The sequence below is a fragment of the Nostoc flagelliforme FACHB-838 genome, assembly GCF_014698065.1.
GTDB classification, from domain to species: domain Bacteria; phylum Cyanobacteriota; class Cyanobacteriia; order Cyanobacteriales; family Nostocaceae; genus Nostoc; species Nostoc flagelliforme_B.
In genome coordinates, this window is record NZ_JACJSI010000333.1 from 1 (window position 1) to 6,633 (window position 6,633).

The 6,633-nt window shown below is 41.0% G+C and carries 5 protein-coding genes; 1 reads left to right on the forward strand and 4 read right to left on the reverse strand.

Going from position 1 to position 6,633, the window contains the following annotated elements; genetic code table 11:
• Nucleotides 1-364: 364 nt before the first annotated feature.
• Complete coding sequence (locus H6G97_RS42670) at nt 365-1,306, reverse strand: nucleotide-binding protein (RefSeq protein WP_190946592.1); 942 nt, start codon at nt 1,304-1,306, stop codon at nt 365-367.
• A gap of 30 nt (nt 1,307-1,336) precedes the next feature.
• Complete coding sequence (locus H6G97_RS42675; protein WP_190946593.1) at nt 1,337-1,672, reverse strand: hypothetical protein; 336 nt, start codon at nt 1,670-1,672, stop codon at nt 1,337-1,339.
• A gap of 155 nt (nt 1,673-1,827) precedes the next feature.
• Between H6G97_RS42675 and H6G97_RS42680 the strand changes: the two genes are divergently transcribed.
• Nucleotides 1,828-1,989 carry a hypothetical protein gene (locus H6G97_RS42680; RefSeq protein ID WP_190946594.1) on the forward strand — a complete coding sequence of 54 codons (162 nt, stop codon included), beginning with the start codon at nt 1,828-1,830 and terminating at the stop codon, nt 1,987-1,989.
• Between the two features lie 1,292 nt (nt 1,990-3,281).
• Here the strand turns inward: H6G97_RS42680 and H6G97_RS42685 are convergent.
• Nucleotides 3,282-4,241 (reverse strand): tyrosine-type recombinase/integrase, encoded by a 960-nt coding sequence (locus H6G97_RS42685; RefSeq protein ID WP_190946595.1) that lies wholly within the window; start codon nt 4,239-4,241, stop codon nt 3,282-3,284.
• A gap of 256 nt (nt 4,242-4,497) precedes the next feature.
• The coding region (locus H6G97_RS42690; RefSeq protein ID WP_338421966.1) for a plasmid replication protein, CyRepA1 family at nt 4,498-6,633 on the reverse strand (2,136 nt) is incomplete at its 5' end.

Sequence of the window (6,633 nt, forward strand, 5' to 3'; positions counted from 1 at the left end):
TCAGAAGTAGTAGCCAAAGAATTAATACTGAAAGCCGCATCAGTAGTGAGAGACCCATCAGTAGTGAAAGCCTCGTCAGTAATGGTAGCTGCATCAGTAGTGAGAGACTCGTCGGTGGGGAGTAGCCTTGTAATGTGTCTTGTACTCGCATTTCTCACAAGCTCCTTTGCGTTTAATGATGAGTAATAAATTATGAGTAAAGAGTAAAGAGTAAGAAGTAAAGAGTAAGAAACAAGAAATAAGATATTAAAGTATTCGCTCATAACTCATTACTCATAACTCATTACTCTTCCATTCGAGGTGTGGTGAGAAATCCGGGTTGTAGTGTTATCAATCAAGCCCTAGATATTTAATAGCCAAATTGTTATTTATCACTGATTTGCTGTTTAAAAGTTTTTAGCCAACTTTTCACCCGCATTTTCACTCCTGGTAGTTCTTTTTGCTTTATTCCTTCAGAAAAAGTTAGTGACTTTTCATCTAAATAATCATAGGCATATTCAAGCAAATCCGGCATTGTAATATCAAATAAAGGGATTCCTGCTTTTAATAGCTCTTGCTTTATCTCTTGAACTATTGATGAGTTGCTATATCTAGAAAATTCTGACTCCTCGCCATAAAATAAATTTCTAACGACTATGTAATCTACTTTATTTCCGCAAAAGCTGTATAAATCTATTAATTGCTTTACCGAATCTGATACTCGACTAATTACCAGGACCATTGTTACTCTAATGTCATAATCATTGGCGGCTGTTTCCAAGAATTCTTGTTCTATAAATTTTTTAAATATTTGTCTTGATTGCGGTGGCAATTCTAATAAAAACAGCGATTCTGGTGGTGGCAGTTGATTATATGTATCTAGCTCTGGCTCCATCATTCTCTTTACCTGATCAAAAAATCTATCTATACTTCCATCTTTAAAAATATTTAACTGCTGTATTTGACAATGCTCACCATTCTCACCATAATATCTCAACAAATCTGGATTAGAATTATCTGCATCTACTGCCACAATTCTTCTTTTCTCATCTATACAAGTTTGTAAAAATCCTCTCGTCCACATCGATTTACCAACTCCACCTTTCCCCCCGTCTACTATTACTAATCTTCTTGGGGGAGTTTTAGTTACTTCTTCTGCCTCTTTATCTGCATCTGAGTCCATATCCAGGTCTAACTTTAGTTTCTCTAACTCTAACTGCTGCTCTGGTGTTAAATCATTTAGCTTTATTTCTTCTGCTTCAATTGCCGATATATCAGCTTTGCCATTAATATTTCCATTTTGATTGTTATTGATAGTTTGTGTCATTCTTCTTCTCCTCATAATTCAGATTTGTTTTCAATTCTCTAAAAAAAAATCTTTTTGAAATATCGGTAAAACATTACTCCTTATCCATTGCGTAAAATTATTAATCATTTGTTCTTCTACTATGCCTTTTAAATTATATATAGCTCCAGAATTTAAAGTTTTTACTATTATTACTTGCTCACCAATAACCACATGACGTTCTCGACTTTGGATATGCAGAGGCACTATTTTTTCATTATTTAATTCCGGTGCAATAATCTGAAATACATCTTCAGCAAATATTTCTAGCCCTAATGGGGTTGATATTACTCGAACCGCGCTACCCAATGTATGGTCAAATTCCCAAAATGTCCATATTTTTTTCATTGCTGATTTAGATGTTACTTACGCCAATTATGCTCACGCACAAATTCTTTCTCAACTTTGCTCTTTTATCTATGACATATTCCGACTAAAAAGATGAAGAAACTTTAGTACTGTTTTTTTCCGTACTCAAGTGACTTGTTCTTTCTTCATAATTGTTGTACTATTTTTTATTTGCTTTTTTACAAAACGATAGTCCAGCGCAGCGATCGCTTCCCATTGCAGCACCAACAGCCTCTCTCGGTTTGGGGTCAGAGGGAACAGTGAAACCCAAAATTTTTGATGTGAGCAGCGCAGTCAACAGCGATCGCCCTTTCTAAGTTAGTTCAGCCAGTAAATAGTTTTGCTCACGCACATCAGTTATTAAGCAAAATTTTGTAGTTTTTTATACTTAAATTTTGTACTCACTGATTACTTCATGCTTATACTAAGCGATGGCGTAACCGCAAGAGCGTAGCTGTTCGCTCTATGAAAATCACAATTTGCCGACCATTGGTCGGCAAAAACTTAATTATGATTCTGAAAAACTAATCCTTTATATGAATGAGCCAAGATCGAGGGTGTTAAAAGGAGCGGGAATTTGCAGACCACCATGCCAAACGATGTCTGTGCCTTCCCTTATCCCCTCTGTATGACTTTATATTTGGTAATGTAAAACACCTTATTTTACGCAATTATAATTACTGTAAGCATCGCTATACAGTAAAATTTTCTGCATTATACTCATCTAGGTAAATAGGCTAAATGAACCTACCATCAACTTAATTTGTTTACCTAGACAAGTATCATGATACAGCACAGGGGTTTTTGTTCGATGTTAAAGTTTTATTTTTAACTGTGTAATTTACGACATCATAAACTAAGAGCTTGTCAGGTAACAAACTTGCCTTTTTTGAGTTAGAAATGCTTTCTGGGTAGGCTTTTTGGACAATAAATTGTAAAAGTTGTTTCTTGACAGGCTCTAAAAGAGCCATTAGCTAAAGTCCCCTTCGGTCATCAGGGAGCATCTTGGCGTTCGTAAATAGAATTCATTCAGGACAAGTTCGGAATCAATCGGAGAAAAGTTTGAGTTTTTGGCACGCAAGTTTTACCCGTCCGTTTTTTGAAGAATTTTTTTTGGAGGAATCAAGCCACTCTCAAAAAATAAACTGAAAATGACTCTATAGTTTTATGGCGTGATAGCGATTAAATAGCGGGCTATTCGGATAAGGCGTCATTTGGCACTGAAGCAACAGAATCAGGGGGAAATTTTGTATAAGTTCTTTAAAATAAGCACCTTTGCCCCTTTTTTTTAACCCAAACCTACACCTGTAATATTTGTGTATTTGAATGCTAGGAGTATGCTCTTTGACCTAATGTATCACTTGTTAACTATAAAGTCATTATTAGTTTATTTTTTTCACCTATTTTTAGTTTTTTATTTTAGAGGTGTATTTTTAGGGGGAACCACAAAAAAAAGATCCCAGCCTGCATCGAAGAAAGGTAGTGTCTAGGTAAACTGAAACGAAAAGTGATTGAGTCAGCGCATCATGTAAAGGTGATTATTGCTTGATTGCACGAGCGATGGCGTATCACTATAAAGTGGGCGGTTACGCCATCACCCAATATGGCATTATTCGCCGTAAGGAATATGCAACAATTGAACGGCTTGGCGCTTATATTCCTCAGAACGCAAATCGTATTTCTGCGTGGTTGCTGGGTCGGCGTGTCCTGCCAGTCGGCTCACCGTCAAAACATCAACACCAGCAGTCAACAAACTAGTAATAAACGTGCGTCGAAAATCATGTGGACTGAAAGAAGCTACTTCGGCACTTAAGGCCCGTTTGCGGAGAATTGTCATCACAGCTTGGTCAGTCATCCGCTGGATCTGAACATGACCACCTCGCCGTACAGGACAAATTAATGCTCCAGGCGCATTACTTCTCTCAAATAGCCAATCATTCAAAGCTGCCACTGCCCCATCCGGCAAATACACTGTCCGAGACTTTCCCCCTTTGCCCTTGCGTACAAGCAAAGAACTATATTCATTTTGATAATCTTTTGTGTCTAATGCTACTAACTCCGACCGACGTAACCCAGAGCCACTCAGAATCGCAATCAGTGCGGCATCTCTTACACCAATTAAAGTCTGGTCGTTTTTGCAATTACTCAAAAGCGCGGCAATTTCACTTGGTTTTAACAACCGTCCCCTTAAAGGTGAATCCCCCTTTACACGCTTGAGATCCACTGCTGTTGCATAATCATCGGCGCTGATTAACCCCAACCGCTGTGCTTCTTTCAGCACCCGCCGTAAAGCACAAAGCATCCGATTTACAGTCGCCGGAGAGTACTGTTCCATCAACACTGAGCGAATTGCTGCTGTGTGCTGGTAACGCAACTTCGACCAATCCAAAGACAATGCATCACTCTCAACCGAAGCCGTTAGCATTCGGGCGATGACATTTAGTGCTTTTTCCATCGTTCGCCGGGAAGAAGATGTCAGGCTAGACAAATAGACCGCGGCTGGGTGAAGTGTTAAGGGCGGCGGCGTTGCCAACACTAAGTTGAGAAGCGGTGTCGTTTCAGAAGCCATGATGAAAAAGCACTACACCTGCCCTTTTTTGAGCCAAGCGTCTTTCTAAATCATTATTCTCTCACCAATCCACTGCAATTTCCATTCATAGCTCTACCGTCAGCGATCGCTAATAGTTAAAAAATAGGTTTGGTAAACTCTAGTTTCCATAACCTATTTTTTCGATTCCTGAAGCAAACATTGGCAGTGTAAGGATTTGGGGTTTTTGGTATCAAGCAGCGGGGAAACGCACAAATAAGAGGTTTTCATGGTTAAGTTATTCGTTCATAGGCAACACCTCTTCATTCAGCAAGGCGTAAAATTCCGGTACTGCTGCCTCGACAAGTCGCAGTTCACTCGCGGCGATCGCTTCAAGTTCCAGTACCGTCTCCCAGCGCAAATCACTCTGCCATCGCTTGAGAATGCCTTTAATTGCGTCCACTCCACGAGAAATACCAGAACGAAGTATTTCTACGCAGTGGAGTAGCGTAATGCGATCTGTCGGAGGCGACTCAAATACGGTAGTATCCTCCCCTTGGCAATGGGAGTTCCCTATAGCATCAAGGGGGGGGGCGGATACGGGCTGCTGATTAGGATTTACACTATACGCAGCAGGGGTTTGAGCAGCATAATAGGTTCGATTTTCTTTTTGATTACGCTTTTCCACGCGATGAGCAATTATATGCATTGCAAATTCTAATTCCTCTTTAGATAAAGAAAAAAGTTTCACCTGTTGACCGCGCTTGCCCTGTTTGCGGAAAGTCAGTTTTAGCCCCAGCTGCTCTAGCATTGTGGCTAGCAACCAAATAGGTTTACAGTCTAGGGGAATAGTAAACCCAAGAATTGCTTTGACATGAGCAGCACAATGTATAGCGATCTCCCTCATCTTAAGTAAGGTGGAATCGTCTCCGGTAAATTCCTCACCCGCAATTAAACGCTTGAGAATCTGATGCAGCCCCAAGTTAAATCTAGCCAGCCACCGTGCCGAGTAATTGCCCCAGTCGATGCACAAAGGTAGATTGTCGCGTTCGGCGCGGTCTTTCTGAGTGACAATTGTTGGTGGGGTAGGATAAGTTTGCCCAGTTTTGGGGTCAGTAAACGATTCTTCGGGTGGGGCTAAAATTGCCTCAAGTCCAGCTAAGGCTCTTATTAAGCGGCCACCTTTATCCATTTCTACGAGTGATTCGGTTACTTCAATGCCGTAAGAATCAGAAATGCGGAATTTTTCGCATTCAAAAATTTCATTAGGGTCAAGGTAATCTTTGCTCTGACGGGCACGGTACTCACTCAAAGTAATATTGTTCGCCTTGGCAACAGCCGAATTGTGGGCACTATCCAAAGCTTGTGCTGCTGCTTTAAGACTTTCAAGAGATTGAGGATCTGAATCACTTCCCACATATATAAATGTATTGCCCATTTCTGTGAGAAGCGAGCGCAAATCATCACGCAGATTATTGAGAGAATAGTGGCGATTAGCCATAATTTGGCAGTAAGCCTCAAGCGCCCAATCTTTCTCTGCGCCCCGCTTGCCTGTTTGACGGTCAATCCGCAACAGAAAAGCGGTCATTTCATTGGTTTGGAGCAAGCGCTCTTTAATCTTGGTAGCATTGGTATCCTTGTAACCAAAGGGGGGACGTGGGGCCACCCAAATATGAAACGGGACTTTTGGACGATAACGGTAAAGCTGTTGGGCGCATTCGGTAGCAGTTTGGGAAACGCCGTGAAACACACCGAACACTAAATCAAAATGATACTCGGAGATATCGACACCAGTCCCCAGGCTAGGGGAAGTGAACAAGGCATCAAAGTTTTTGACGGCGTTGGTGATATCTTTGATGAAAGCAACATTTTCATCACTGCCAGAATTGTCAGAGTGAACAGACCAGATGCGCCATTTTTTTGGTGTATGTGATTTTTCGGAGTTAGATTCTTCGTATTTGATAGTAAAGGATTTGTCGAGTTTTTTGATAAAACGCTTACTGTCACTGGCAACCATAACTTTCTCACCAAGCATCAGCGCTGCCGAGATTTGGGCGACTAGGGCACTAGAATTATCCCCCTCGTACCAATAAATTGTGCGCTCCCCGTTTCGCCATTCGTTTTTGATAATGTACGGGACTTCACCGAGTGGTCGCATTGCAAGAAAGAAGTCTACCGTTAAATCATCCATGTGTGCATCAGCGATGACGACCAGTGGCGCATTGTATACTATATATTCCAGTACCTCCAAAATGGCGGCACGGTGCTGTTTGCAAGTATTACTATGTAGTAAGTGGGTGAGGTATTGGCAAGCTTCATCAATAAATATGCAGCCGTAGGTGAGAGACTGAGTATTGAGTTTGTGCAAGCTGTCAATAGTAATACTAAGGGCTTGGGCCTGGGCTAAACCTGTGTAACCCAAGTCGGAATACAT